The sequence below is a fragment of the Enhydrobacter aerosaccus genome (assembly GCF_900167455.1).
GTDB classification, from domain to species: domain Bacteria; phylum Pseudomonadota; class Alphaproteobacteria; order Reyranellales; family Reyranellaceae; genus Reyranella; species Reyranella aerosaccus.
Genome location: NZ_FUWJ01000017.1, coordinates 90,399 through 102,055, shown reverse-complemented (window position 1 = coordinate 102,055; position 11,657 = coordinate 90,399). Strand labels below are relative to the sequence as shown.

Below are 11,657 nucleotides of genomic sequence, written 5' to 3'. Positions count from 1 at the left end.
CGGGAGCCGATACCATGATCGGCGGCGCCGGCAACGACACCTACTATGTCGACAATCCCGGTGACATCGTGCGCGAGACCGCCGGCGCCGCCTTCGCCGTTCCCGCCGGATGGACCCTCAAGGGCACCGCCGACTACAACGGCGACGGCGAGCTCGACGTCGTCGTCAGCCAGGGCAACACCAACCAGCTGTGGCTGCTCTCCGGCGGCGCCCTCCAGTCGACCGTGGCCCTGCCCGACCTCAGCGCCGGCGGCTGGCAGTTCCTCGGCATCGCCGACGAGAACGGCGACGGCACCAAGGACCTCCTCTACCGCCACACCTATCTCGGCATCTACTACAGCCAGCTCATGAACGGCGCCACGGTCGGCGGCGGCGCCAACGCCCCCGTCACCACCCCCGATCCCCTGCAGCCGCTCACCGCCTCCAACCAGGGCAACGACACCGTCATCTCCTCGATCACCTACGCCCTGACCGCCGGGGTCGAGAACCTCACTCTCGCCGCCGGCGCCGGCGCCATCGACGCCACCGGCAACGCCGTCGCCAACCTCATCGTCGGCAACGAGGGCAACAACCGCATCACCGGCGGCGGTGGCGCCGACACCCTCACCGGCGGCGCCGGCAACGACACCTTCGTCTTCACCGCCGCTTCCGACAGCACCCCGGCCGCCGCCGACACCATCACCGACTTCACCCAGGGCAGCGACAGCCTCGACCTCTCCGCCATCGGCCAGTTCCGCTGGCTCGGCACCGCCGCCTTCGATCACCAGGCCAATGCCCTGCACTATGCCTCGGCCGGCGGCATCACCACCCTCTCCGCCGACATCAACGGCGACGGCGTCGCAGACTTCGCCGTCAACCTCACCGGAACCCTTCCCCTCACGACCGCGGACTTCACCGCCGCCAGCATCGCCGGCGCATCGAGTGCTGTGATGACGCCCATGGATGCGCAAAGCGCGCAACTCATCCAGGCCATGGCAACGTTCGATACCACGGCGGCAGGACAATCGACGCTCTCGGCGATGCCCCAGGACTCGACCACCATCCCGCTCGCCGTCAATCACCACAACGCGTGACGGCGGATGGCATTCACTCCATCAAGCCACGTCCCTTCGGCTTGGCGAGTTCAGCGGTTTCGGGCCTCTTGGGGGTGAAGTAACCGGCCGCCTTTTTGGCGTCCATCTCGACCTGGGCGTCGGCCGGAATCAGTTCCTCCGGGATCGGCACCTGCTCGACGATCTCGATGCCTTGCTGGCGCAGGGCATCGGACTTCATGTTGCTCATCGAGGCGAAGCGATCGATCCGACTGATGCCCAGCCAGTGGAACACGTCGGGCATGAGCTCCTGGAAGCGCATGTCCTGAACGCCCGCGACGCATTCGGTGCGGTTGAAGTATTGCGCCGCCGAGTCGCCGCCGGGCTGCCGCTTGCGCGCGTTGTAGACGAGGAACTTGGTGACTTCGCCTAGCGCCCGGCCTTCCTTGCGATTGTAGATGACGACGCCGACGCCGCCTTTCTGCGCCATCTCGATGCAGATCTCGATGCCATGCGCGAGGTAGGGCCGGCAGGTGCAGATGTCTGAGCCGAACACGTCGGAGCCGTTGCATTCGTCGTGGAGCCGGCAAGCGATCCTGGTTTCGGGTTTGCCAAGCTGCGTCACGTCGCCGAAGAAGTAGATCGTCGAGCCGCCGATCGGTGGCAGGAATATCTCCAGATCGGGGCGTGTCACGAGCTCGGTGTACATGCCGCCGGTATGCTCGAACAGCGTCCGCCGCAGATCCGTCTCCTTGACGCCGAAGCGCTCGGCGATACCGGGCAGCCACCAGACCGGCTCGACCGCCGCCTTGGTGACCTTCACGTCGCCATTGGGCGTCAGGAGATCGTTGTCCGGCTTCAGCCGCCCGGCCGCGATGGCGTCGCGGATCTCGGGCATCTGCACGTGGGCCTTCGTGACGGCAATCGTCGGTCGGATGTCCCAGCCGGCGGCAAGCTTGTCGGCGAATACTTCCGCCACCATGTGCCCCCAGGGATCGAGCGACACGATCTTCTTCGGGTCGAACCAGCTCTCGAACGGGCCGATCGGCTCGGCCGGCGAGGTATTGGTGAAGTCCGGCCGATGGCCCGGCTTCAGCTCCTGGGCGGCAATGGCCAGCGCGCGGTAGATTCCGTAGCTGCCCGAATGGACGCCGATGGCGTTGCGCTTGGCGGGATCGGCAACGGTGCCCACCACCGGGCCGCGCAGCTTGGGATCGCGGGCACCCCAGATCACCGGAGGAGCAGCCTGGCCGCCCTGGGCGGGGTGAGTATTCAGTCTGATGTGAGCCATATGCTTTCCAGATGCCAAGAGGCGGGAAAGCGAGGCATTCTAGGCCCTGTGGATGAAGAAGAAAAGACGGCCTTGTGCCTGCAAAAACCGGGGCCGCTGACCACATAGCCGCTGAAACCGGAGGAGACCGCCCATGCCCGATAGTCATGCGACCCCAGGCAAACTCGCCATCGTCAACCATCTCGGCCCGGACTCCTTCAAACCGGACGGGCTGCGCCCCTTCTTCGAGTATCGGCCGCTCGGCCTCGACACGCTGACCGGGGGCAAGGTCGGCGCCCATGTGATCCGGGCCCGGCCGGGCATGCATGCCGACGCGCCGCGCCATACCCACGCGCTGACCTTCCAATTCATCTACGTGCTCAAGGGATGGGCCATCTTCGAGTATGACGGCTACGGCGAGCACAAGCTCGTGCCCGGTTCGACGGTCTATCAACCACCTGGAATCAAGCACAAGGAGATCGCCCACTCCGACGATTTCGAAGTCCTCGAAATCACCATGCCGGCCGAGTTCGAAACCGCGACGGTGGAGTAGCGGAAGCCCGTCATGAAATCGGCCATGGCCTTCTGCCTCGCGTTGCTGTCCGCTGTCTCGATCGCTTATGCCGCCGACCCCGGGCCTCAGCCGGTGCCCAAGCCCCGCGCCATCTTCTTCGCCACCGGTTCGAGCAAGGGCACGGTCGGTGGGCACGTGGCGCGTGGCGAACGCGATCTCTATTCGCTGGGCGCCAAGGCCGGCCAGATCATGACCATCACGATCACCGCGCCAGATGACAATGCCGTGTTCCAGATCTACGAACCCGGCACCAAGGTCGAGCGCGATGCCGACGGCACGCTCGACTTCAAGGGCAAGCCGTTGCCCGGTGTCGGAGATGGCGACGACGCGACACGATGGAGTGGCCGGCTGCCCCAGACCGGTCTCTATCTGATCGTGGTAGGCGGGACGCGCGGGAACGCACGCTACAGCATGGACGTAAAGATCGAGTAGCCGATGCCGACCACGATCGACGCCCAAACCGCGCTGGACACGATCCTGGGGGAGATCGATCAACCTTTTTATGCGGTCGACGGATCGTGGCGGATCACGCATTTCAATGCCGCCGCAGCGGCCCATTTCGGACGGCATCCCGACGATGTCATCGGACGCAAATTCTGGGAGATCTTTGCCGAGGATCGGCATTCCGAACGGGCCCGCGCCTTGCTCGAGGTCATGGACGGCCGCAGGACGCTGCGCGGTGAAGGCGCTTCGATGATGGCGGGCCGATGGGTCTCCTACTGCATGTTCCCGCTCGGCCAGGGCATCGGCGTGATGTTCCGCGACGTCAGCGACCGTCAGCAAGCCCGGCTCGAGAGAGACGAAGCGGTCGAAGCGCTTCGTAAGCGGACCATCGAGCTGGAAACCGTGCTGGAAGCGATCCCCACAGCGGTGTGGTTCAGCTACGACCGCGAGCTGCGCCATCTGACGGGCAATCGCCAGGCGGCTCAGCTTCTCCATCTCGGAAGCAGCAACCGATTCCCGTCGCTCAGCAACCTTCTCGAGGAACGCCGGCCATACAGCTTCTATCGAGATGGCCAGGAAGTGCCGGCCGACGCCTTGCCGATGCAGCGCGCCGTCCGCGGCGAAGAGGTGATGGACGAACTCCTGGAGCTGCGGTTCGAGAGTGGCGAGGCGCGACTTCTGCTGATGCGGGCCATGCCGCTGAGATCCCCCACGGGCGAGATCCAGGGCGCGGTTTGCGCCGCCGCCGACGTGACCGAGCGCCATCGCTACGAGGAACATCTCAAGCTGCTGCTGAACGAACTCAATCACCGCGTGAAGAACATGCTGGCGATCGTGCAATCCATCGCCGCGCTTACGCTGAAGAACGTCGATCCTGCCGCGCGTCGCGACTTCGAGCAGCGTCTGCTTACCCTGTCCGCCGTCCACAGCCTGTTGACCGATGCGAACTGGGAGGGCGTCCAGCTCCAGGCCCTGGCCCGAGGGTCGTTGCGTGCTCATTTCGACACCGACCGCGAGCGCATTCGTTTCGTGGGCGAGGTTTTCCGACTGCGCCCGAAAAGCGCGGTCGCGCTGTCGATCGCATTGAACGAACTCGGCACCAATGCCCTCAAATATGGCGCTCTGTCGGTGCCAGCAGGCCACGTCACGGTCAGCTGGACCGCCCTCAACGGCCGTTTCCATCTGCGCTGGGAGGAGCAAGGGGGGCCGGCGGTCGTCAGGCCGACTCGCCTCGGCTTCGGCGCCCGTATGATCGAGCGCGGCCTGCCGGCCGAACTGCAGGGCGAGACGCGCATCGAATACCGGCCGGAGGGGCTCGTCTGCACCATCGATGCGCCCCTCGAAACCATTCGCGAACGGCCTTTGGAGCCCGGCCGTGAGCCCGGGGACGTGGCGGCATGAGTGATCCAGACAAACGGCGGGTCCTGGTGGTCGAGGACGAAGTGCTGATGGCCATGCTCCTCGAGGACATGTTGTGCGATCTCGGCTACGAGGTGGTCGCTCATTCGGGCGAGCTCGATCAGGCCGTGCAGTTGGCCCAGACAGCTGCCTTCGACTTCGCCCTGCTCGATATCAACCTCAATGGGCAGCAGAGTTTCCCGGTCGCGGACGCCGTCCGGGCCCGCGGCCTGCCAGTGGTCTTCGCCACGGGCTATGGCAGCCGTATCCTCGTCCCGCCCTATCTCGACACCCCTCTCCTGCAGAAGCCCTTCAGCCTCGAAGAACTGCGCCGTACCCTCGTCACGGCCGGGGTCTGATCTCTGTTTTTGCACGCAACGTTCCATCGGCTCTTGTCGTTCTCTGTGGTCAGGCGTTGCGGAGGATGGCGGGGATGGACAGGGAGACCGGGCGCGAGCAAGGACGCGCACCTGCAAGTAGCGAGTTGCTGCGTCTGGTCTTCGAGAGCGCCAAGGACTACGCGATCTTCTCCCTCGACCCGGAGGGACGGGTAACAAGCTGGAATCCTGGCGCCGAGCGCCTGCTCGGATACGCTGCGCGCGAGATCAAGGGCCATTCGGCCGATGTGATCTTCGTCCCCGAGGAACGCGCGGCCGGGGCGGCGGAGGAGGAGCGCAGAAGGGCCTTGTCGGACGGTCGGGCCGAAGACGAACGCTGGCAGCAACGCAAGGATGGATCGCGCTTCTGGGCCTCGGGCCTGATGATGCCGCTGGCCGACCGCCGGCTGGGATTCGTGAAGATCCTGCGCGACCGTACAGACCAACATCGCGCCGAGGAACAGCTGCGCGAGGCCGAGCAACGCTTCCGGCTGCTCGCCACCAACGTCCCCCAGCTGGTCTTTCTCGCCCGCGCTGACGGCAGCCGGACCTGGCCAAGCCCGCAGTGGATCGACTTCACAGGCATGAGTGCCGAGGCGAGTGCGGGCTTCGGCTGGCTTGAGGCTGTCCATCCCGACGATCGCGCTCATACGTTGGCGGCATGGGAGACGGCGCGAGCAGCCGGGGAGTATCAGGCCGAGCATCGTGTCCGCCGCGGCAGCGACGGCAGCTATCGCTGGCACCAGACCCGTGCTCGGCCGATCGCCGGGTCGAGCCACCATGCAGTGCTGTTCGGCGACCAGGTCGATTGGGTCGGCACCATGACCGACGTGCACGACCTGCGTACCCTGCACGATCGCCAGCAGGTATTGATGGCCGAGCTGCAACATCGCACCCGCAATTTGCTGGCCATCACCCAGGCCATCGCGACCCAGACGTTGCGCAAGAGCGCCAGCCTCAAGGATTTCCAGCTCGAGTTCGAGAATCGGCTGCGGGCGCTGAGCCGCGTGCAGATGCTGATGTCGAGTGTCGACTACAAGGACATCGACCTCGGCGAGTTGCTGGGGGGCGAATTGCGTGCCCACGATGGCAACAGTCTGGAAGGCGGTCGCGTGCATTTCGACGGCCCGTCGGTAGCGCTGCCAGCCGCAGCGGCCCAGGCACTGGGCCTCGCCCTGCACGAACTCGCCACAAACGCCGCCAAGCACGGCGCCCTGTCGCAAGCCGATGGCCGGCTCGATGTCACCTGGCGCCTGGAGGACGACGACGAGGGGCGCACGATCGTGCTCGACTGGCGGGAAAGCTGTGTGGCCATGCCGCGGCTCGATGGCACGAGACGCTACGGCTACGGCACCGAGCTGATCGAACGCGCCCTGCCGTACCAGCTGGGCGCCAAGACCCGATTGGCCTTCAAGCCCGACGGGGTCCATTGCCATATTTCGGTCGGTCTGGGTCCGAAGGTGAGCAAAGCATGACGACAGACCCGGTCGAGATGGAGCGGCGGCTGCACGGCAAGCGCCTGCTCGTGGTCGAGGACGAGTACATGATCGCGCTCGACATCGCCGGCACGCTCGAGTCATTGGGTGTCCAGGTGGTGGGCCCGGTCGGATCGGTTCGCGAGGCGCTGGCGATCGTCAACCGCGAGGAAGAACGGCTGGACGCGGCGGTGCTCGACATCAATCTTCGCGGCGAACGGGTCTATGCGGTCGCCGACGCGCTGCTCGCGCGTCACGTGCCATTCATCTTCGCCACCGGCTACGCCGAGCTCCTGCTCGACAAGGCCTACATGCGTATTCCCCGCTGCGAGAAGCCCATCGACAAGCGCGAACTGATCCGGCAGCTCGCCACAGCAATGGACCAGGCTCACTAAAGATCCGTTGATCCTCAACAAATGTATGGCATTGGAGCCCGCGACGGCGCGCTCGTTACCGCGCGGTAACGCTTTAATAAATGGAAATAAAATGGAGCACGACCGCGCTCGCGCAAAAACGGCACCCTGCATGCCATACAAAATACACTCGGCGCCGCCGCAGCCCGATTCCGGTCTCTACTCCGGCCGTCACCAGCGCAGCAGCCGCCGCCCGAGCACCGCGCCGACGGTCACGGCCGGCACCATCGCCAGCGGGTACCAGACCAGCACGAACAGCGGCGAATCATCGAAGCAATGGAAGGCATAGATCACTGCGGCGCAGGTCGCGGCGAAGGCGCCGGCGGCCGCCCCGGCCAGCATCGGCGAGGCTGGTGCGGTGCGGCGCAGCGCCAGCAGCAACCCAACCAGCGGTGCGAGCGAAAAGAGCGGGATGGCCGTCGTGCAGACAAGCGCGTTGCTGCCGACCAGGCTGATCATCCACTGGCCGCGCGGCAGCACCGACAACTCCGCCGCCAGAGCGCCGGCCGCCAGCACGACCAACAGCGCCACGCACAGCCTCCAATGCGCGCTCGACTGGGGTCGCGCGAAGGCAAGGCAGCACGCGCCTGCCGCCATCACCGCCACCGCCACCAGCACCAGCTTGAGATCGAAGCGCCACGTCTCCAGGGCCGGCATCAGGTCGACGCGCGGTCCCAGCGTCACGGCAAAGATCGCCAGCGACACAGCGAGGCCCGCCGCGAGAGCGCGCGCGATGGTGGCGGCGATCGGGCGGCCCGCTCGTCCACCGTCGGCCACCAGCGCGGCTACGAGCTGTTCGGTCTTCATGCCTTCTCTCCCCGATAGACCCGCGCCAGCGCCTTGAGCGCACGATGCAAGGTCACCCGTACCGCGCCCTCGCTTAGGCCGAGCGCCGCGCCGACCTCGCGGGCGCTGCGCCCCTCGATCGAGATCGCCTCGACGATCGTGCGCTGACGCTCGGGCAGGGCCGCCAGCATCTGCTGCGCATCAGTGGAAGCGCCCTCCTCGCCTCCTCCTGGCGCCGCCAGGGTCCCGGCATGGTCGTCGATATCGACGTGGTCGGTGAAACCGCGACGGCGCAGGTGATCGACCAGCTTGTGGCGCGCGATGGCGCGCAGCCACGGCTCCAGCGGCTGTGTCGTATCCCAGGTCTCGCGCTTCAGATGCATGGCCAGCAATGTCTCCTGCACGATGTCTTCGCCATCCGCATGCGGTCGCCCAGCTGCCGCCAGCCCGCGTCCAACCACGCGACGTAGCCATGCCGCGACATGGAGCAGAAGGCGGCGATAGGCGTCGTCATTCCCCGCCAGGGCAGCCCGCATCAGCGCGGAGGGATCTTCGGGGAAGGACACGCAGATCGCTCGATCACGTATTCGTATGGGAGGGGCGAAACGTTACAGGCCGGCAAGCCGGATAAAAATCACGCTCCCCTGTAACACCTGCGACGGCTCCTCCGAAAGACATCATGCGAGGCCAAGATCGGCCTGCGCTTAATCCCGAGGAGGACTTCAAGATGACGATCCGTACCACCCCCATCGCGCTGGCCGCCGCCGTCGCCGCCGCATCGCTGCTTTCGGTCGCCGCCAGCGCCCAGACTCCCGATGCCAGCAAGGAGAAGTGCTACGGCGTCTCCATGGCCGGTCACAACGACTGCGCCTCGGCCGGCAACAACTCCTGCTCCGGCCAGTCCAAGGTCGACTACGACGCCAAGGCCTGGAAGCTGGTCGCCAAGGGCACCTGCACCGCGATGGAGGTGATGGCCAAGGACGGCATGAAGCACAAGGGCATGCTCGCGCCGATGTAACGGCCTGTTCGGGAGCTTTCGATCATGACGACGGACCGCCGCGCCCTTTCCCTCTCCCGCCCTCCTATGCGGGCGGGAGTCGGGCTCAAGCCTGAGCATTATCGGCCCATCCTCGACGACCATCCCGATATCGGCTGGTTCGAGGTGCATGCCGAGAATTACATGGGCGCCGGCGGTCCGCCGCACTATTTCCTCGAACGCATCAGGGCGGACTATGCGCTTTCCGTTCACGGTGTCGGCCTGTCGATCGGCTCGGCCGCCGGCCTGACCTCCGGCCATCTCGATCGCCTCAAGACCGTGGTCGACCGCTACCAGCCATTCGTCGTCTCCGAGCATCTCGCCTGGTCGACGCATGGCAATGCCTTCTACAATGATCTGCTGCCGCTGCCCTATACGCGCGCCACGCTCGACCTCGTCGCGCGCCATGTCGATGTGACGCAGGAAGCACTGGGTCGGCGGTTGCTGCTCGAGAACCCCTCGACCTACTTGCGCTTCGATGGTGAGGAGATGGGCGAGACGGATTTCCTCGCCGAGCTGGCGCGGCGTACTGGATGCGGCCTGCTACTCGACGTCAACAACGTGTTTGTCTCGGCGGCCAATCATGGCTTCGACGCGCGGGCCTATCTGGATGCCTTTCCCCTGGCGAGGGTGCAGGAGATCCACCTCGCCGGCCACGAGACACAGCATGGCGACGCCAACATGCCGACGCTGCTGATCGACACTCACGACCGGCCTGTCGCCGATCCAGTATGGGATCTCTACCGCCATGTACTTGCCCGACTCGGCGCCTGCCCGACCCTGATCGAATGGGATTCGGCCTTGCCCACCTGGCCGGTGCTGGCCGCGGAAGCGGCACGCGCCGAGAACCTGTTGCGCGCCAGTGAGGGAGCAGACCATGCGCGCGCGGCCTGAGACGTCGGCCGCTGCGGCTCAGCAGGCGGCGTTCGCGCAAGCGCTGCTGCACCTCGATGCGCCGACGCCGGCTGGCCTGACAACTTATAGCGAGGCCGAAGCGGCGCGGCGCTTCGCGGTCTATCGCAACAATGTCAGGGTGAGCCTCGTCGCCGCACTCGGTGCGCGCTATCCCGTGGTGCGTCGCCTGGTGGGCGCCGAGTTCTTCGATGCCGCCGCGCTGCTGTTCATCGCCCAGCATCCGCCGACCGGGCCCGTACTGGCCAATTACGGTGCGGGCTTCGACGCCTTCCTGGCCAGCTTCGAGCCCGCGGCGGACCTGCCCTACCTGCCTGATATGGCGAAGCTGGAGTGGTTGCGGCATCGCGCCTTCCACGCCGCCGACGCCGATCCGATCGGCATCGATCGTCTCGCCATGCTGCCGCCCGAACGGCTCGACACAGTGCGATTAGCACTCCATCCCGCCGTGCAGTTCATCGTCTCGCCGTGGCCGGTCCTGTCGATCTGGACCACCAACACCGAAGACGACGAGGTCAGGCCGCTCGGCCCCGAAGCCGGATCCGAATCGGTGCTGGTGACGCGGCCGGCGCTACAGGTGCTGACACAGCGGCTGCCCGCAGGCGCGGATCGGCTGCTTGCGGCGCTAGCCGACAACGCCCCGCTGGGCGCGGCGGTGGCAGCCGCAGTAGAGGCCGAGCCTGCCTTCGATATCGCGGGTTGCCTGGCCCTGCTTTTCTCCGCCGGCGCGATCGTCGGACTTACTGAAGGATCCCGCTCATGACTGCCCTGCTCGCCCGACTCGATGCGCAGCTGGACCGTATTCCGCACGACCTGATTGCCGCCCTGGCGCGGCTCGGCATCGGCACCACCTTCCTGCGCTCGGGCCTGCTCAAGCTCGACGGCTGGGCGGATGGCACGACGCTGGCGCTGTTCCGCGACGAATACCGCCTGCCGCTACTGCCGCCCGATCTCGCCGCGCCGCTGGCGATGGGCATGGAACTGTCGATGCCGGTGCTGCTGTTCCTCGGCCTGCTGACGCGCCCCGCAGCACTGATCCTGCTGGGCATGACGGCCGTGATCGAGATCTTCGTCTACCCCAACGCCTTCGACACGCACGCGGTGTGGGCCGTGGCCCTGCTCTACCTCGCGAAATTCGGACCGGGAACGCTGTCTCTCGATGCGCTTTTCACGCGCGGGCGAAGCGCCGCTGCGCCAGGAAGCCACCCGCGGCCAGCAGCACCAGCACCGCGACCTGTGCGATGACGAAGGGCGGCTCCGACTGGGTGGGCGCCAGCGCCGTCAGGGCCGGTATCTTGCCGAACGCCTGCGCCACGGCGACGAATACGTTGAAGTAGAGAGCGAGCGCTGCTGCCGCGGCATAGAGTGGCCGCCAGGCGCCGCTCAGGTGGCGTGGATAGAGCGCATAGAGCGCGATCGCCAGCACTAGCAGCGACAGCACGCCGAGAATGTGCGCCGGACCGAAGCCATGGAACGGGAACAGGAAGCCCGTCACGCTGGTCAGGATCGTCGTCACAAGGAACAGCTCGTTCCATCCGACAATCGGACGGAAGGCGACCATGCGATAGAGCACGACGATGCCTGAAACGATGCCGATCAGGCTGATGCCCACATGCACAAGTGTGAAGGTCGCCAGCGACAATCCCAGAACCATGATTCCTCCCGGCTTCCTGCGGGCATCCTGCACGGCTTTCCACATCAGGGATACTACCGATCATTAGTGGAGATACGGGTACAACCTCATCGATTGCAGGGACATCGAGCGCCGTGCATCCGATGGTGTGCCGAAAGCGGTGACCTTCACGGGAATGTAAGCACCGCGGCGTAAAGCGCGCGGGCCCGGCATTCGATCATGCTCCCCTCACAGAGCAAGACCTGCGTGTCGCGCATCGCCAATCCGAGAAAGTGCCACGCCTCGGGGCACGGATATTGCGGCATCTT

At 66.0% G+C, this 11,657-nt stretch carries 15 protein-coding genes; 11 read left to right on the top strand and 4 right to left on the bottom strand.

Going from position 1 to position 11,657, the window contains the following annotated elements:
* A partial coding sequence (locus B5D62_RS31075) for a calcium-binding protein (RefSeq protein WP_218191394.1) occupies nt 1–1,073 on the top strand: 1,073 nt, incomplete at its 5' end.
* A gap of 13 nt (nt 1,074–1,086) precedes the next feature.
* Here B5D62_RS31075 and B5D62_RS31070 read toward each other — a convergent pair.
* Nucleotides 1,087–2,340 carry a GTP cyclohydrolase II gene (locus B5D62_RS31070; protein ID WP_419188828.1) on the bottom strand — a complete coding sequence of 418 codons (1,254 nt, stop codon included), beginning with the start codon at nt 2,338–2,340 and terminating at the stop codon, nt 1,087–1,089.
* Nucleotides 2,341–2,455: 115 nt separating this feature from the next.
* Here B5D62_RS31070 and B5D62_RS31065 point away from each other — a divergent pair, with 115 nt between their 5' ends.
* The 6 genes from B5D62_RS31065 to B5D62_RS31040 all read left to right on the top strand — a co-directional run bounded on the left by B5D62_RS31065 (nt 2,456) and on the right by B5D62_RS31040 (nt 6,964).
* Nucleotides 2,456–2,854, top strand: a complete 399-nt coding sequence (locus B5D62_RS31065) for a cupin domain-containing protein (protein ID WP_085937973.1) — start codon at nt 2,456–2,458, stop codon at nt 2,852–2,854.
* 12 nt (nt 2,855–2,866) lie between these two features.
* Nucleotides 2,867–3,307, top strand: coding sequence for a hypothetical protein (locus B5D62_RS31060; RefSeq protein ID WP_085937972.1), 441 nt, complete (start codon nt 2,867–2,869; stop codon nt 3,305–3,307).
* Nucleotides 3,308–3,310: 3 nt separating this feature from the next.
* The gene (locus tag B5D62_RS31055) at nt 3,311–4,720 is read left to right on the top strand and encodes a sensor histidine kinase (RefSeq protein ID WP_085937971.1); all 1,410 of its coding nucleotides are present in this window, start codon (nt 3,311–3,313) and stop codon (nt 4,718–4,720) included.
* Nucleotides 4,717–5,076 (top strand): response regulator, encoded by a 360-nt coding sequence (locus B5D62_RS31050; RefSeq protein WP_085937970.1) that lies wholly within the window; start codon nt 4,717–4,719, stop codon nt 5,074–5,076. The genes B5D62_RS31055 and B5D62_RS31050 overlap by 4 nt, the downstream gene beginning before the upstream one ends.
* A 74-nt stretch (nt 5,077–5,150) precedes the next feature.
* Complete coding sequence (locus tag B5D62_RS31045; RefSeq protein ID WP_170921241.1) at nt 5,151–6,569, top strand: PAS domain S-box protein; 1,419 nt, start codon at nt 5,151–5,153, stop codon at nt 6,567–6,569.
* Complete coding sequence (locus tag B5D62_RS31040) at nt 6,566–6,964, top strand: response regulator (RefSeq protein WP_085937968.1); 399 nt, start codon at nt 6,566–6,568, stop codon at nt 6,962–6,964. Before B5D62_RS31045 ends, B5D62_RS31040 begins: the two co-directional genes overlap by 4 nt.
* Nucleotides 6,965–7,153: 189 nt before the next feature.
* On the opposite strand, the gene B5D62_RS31035 is transcribed toward B5D62_RS31040, so the two are convergent.
* Both B5D62_RS31035 and B5D62_RS31030 read right to left on the bottom strand, forming a co-directional pair.
* Complete coding sequence (locus tag B5D62_RS31035; protein ID WP_085937967.1) at nt 7,154–7,789, bottom strand: NrsF family protein; 636 nt, start codon at nt 7,787–7,789, stop codon at nt 7,154–7,156.
* The gene (locus tag B5D62_RS31030; RefSeq protein ID WP_139374188.1) at nt 7,786–8,334 is read right to left on the bottom strand and encodes a sigma-70 family RNA polymerase sigma factor; all 549 of its coding nucleotides are present in this window, start codon (nt 8,332–8,334) and stop codon (nt 7,786–7,788) included. Before B5D62_RS31030 ends, B5D62_RS31035 begins: the two co-directional genes overlap by 4 nt.
* A gap of 161 nt (nt 8,335–8,495) precedes the next feature.
* On the opposite strand from B5D62_RS31030, the gene B5D62_RS31025 reads away from it, so the two are divergent.
* Genes B5D62_RS31025 through B5D62_RS31010 form a run of 4 tightly spaced genes read left to right on the top strand, consistent with a single transcriptional unit; the run spans nt 8,496 to nt 10,961 of the window.
* Complete coding sequence (locus B5D62_RS31025; RefSeq protein WP_085937985.1) at nt 8,496–8,786, top strand: BufA1 family periplasmic bufferin-type metallophore; 291 nt, start codon at nt 8,496–8,498, stop codon at nt 8,784–8,786.
* A 24-nt stretch (nt 8,787–8,810) separates the two neighbouring features.
* Entirely contained in the window at nt 8,811–9,698 is an 888-nt protein-coding gene (gene bufB / locus B5D62_RS31020) for an MNIO family bufferin maturase (RefSeq protein WP_085937965.1), read from the top strand.
* A complete protein-coding gene (locus B5D62_RS31015; RefSeq protein WP_085937964.1) occupies nt 9,682–10,479 on the top strand; it encodes an HvfC/BufC N-terminal domain-containing protein in 798 nt (265 codons plus the stop codon). Before bufB ends, B5D62_RS31015 begins: the two co-directional genes overlap by 17 nt.
* Nucleotides 10,476–10,961 (top strand): DoxX family protein, encoded by a 486-nt coding sequence (locus B5D62_RS31010; RefSeq protein ID WP_085937963.1) that lies wholly within the window; start codon nt 10,476–10,478, stop codon nt 10,959–10,961. Before B5D62_RS31015 ends, B5D62_RS31010 begins: the two co-directional genes overlap by 4 nt.
* Here B5D62_RS31010 and B5D62_RS31005 read toward each other — a convergent pair.
* On the bottom strand, nt 10,885–11,370 hold the full coding sequence (locus B5D62_RS31005) for a hypothetical protein (RefSeq protein WP_085937962.1): 486 nt from the start codon (nt 11,368–11,370) through the stop codon (nt 10,885–10,887). The genes B5D62_RS31010 and B5D62_RS31005 overlap by 77 nt on opposite strands.
* Between the last annotated feature and the right edge of the window lie 287 nt (nt 11,371–11,657).